The 530-nt window shown below is 48.9% G+C and carries 1 protein-coding gene and 1 pseudogene; both read left to right on the top strand.

Features of this window, described 5'->3' with window-relative positions:
• A pseudogene (locus tag NE473_RS30150) lies at window positions 1-116 on the top strand (phage holin family protein); the annotation flags it as partial.
• A 92-nt stretch (window positions 117-208) separates the two neighbouring features.
• Window positions 209-530 (top strand): peptidoglycan recognition protein family protein (locus NE473_RS30145; protein ID WP_256265550.1); only part of this gene is annotated, 322 nt, incomplete at its 3' end.

Below are 530 nucleotides of genomic sequence, written 5' to 3'. Positions count from 1 at the left end.
TGTACACGATGCCCGACTTCCCGGCGGCGGACATCATCAACGCAGCGGCGGTTGGAACTGTATCGGGGCTTGCAGCTACCGGTATCAACCAGGCGTACAAGCAGCTGACGAAATAAGCTGTTGCGATATCGCAATGGTTGTAATATCACAACTTTTTGGGGCCTGGGGATTCCGGGCCCTTTTCTTTTTTTTTTGAAGGAGGACAGTTATGTTACCTATTACAAAACAAATCAAACAGATTAATTGCTATGCAAGCCAGAATCACCCAAAGTACATCGTAATCCATGAGACTGATAATTTCAACAAAGGGGCCGGAGCAGCTTCCCACGCCAGGGCGCATAATAATGGCAATTTGGCTACATCGGTCCATTATTACGTTGATGATGCAGCGATCTATCAGGCGCTCAACCACACGGACGGAGCATGGGCTGTAGGCAAGCAGTACGGAACGCCGCTGGTGGCTGGAGTCAATAACAAAAACACGATCAACATCGAGATCTGCGTTAATCCAGACAGTAGCTACGACAAGG

This window comes from Hungatella sp. SL.1.14 (assembly GCF_024460495.1).
In the GTDB taxonomy this organism is placed as follows: domain Bacteria; phylum Bacillota; class Clostridia; order Lachnospirales; family Lachnospiraceae; genus Hungatella; species Hungatella hathewayi.
Note: the sequence above shows the minus strand (reverse complement) of the source record. Positions and strands in the feature narration are given on the sequence as shown.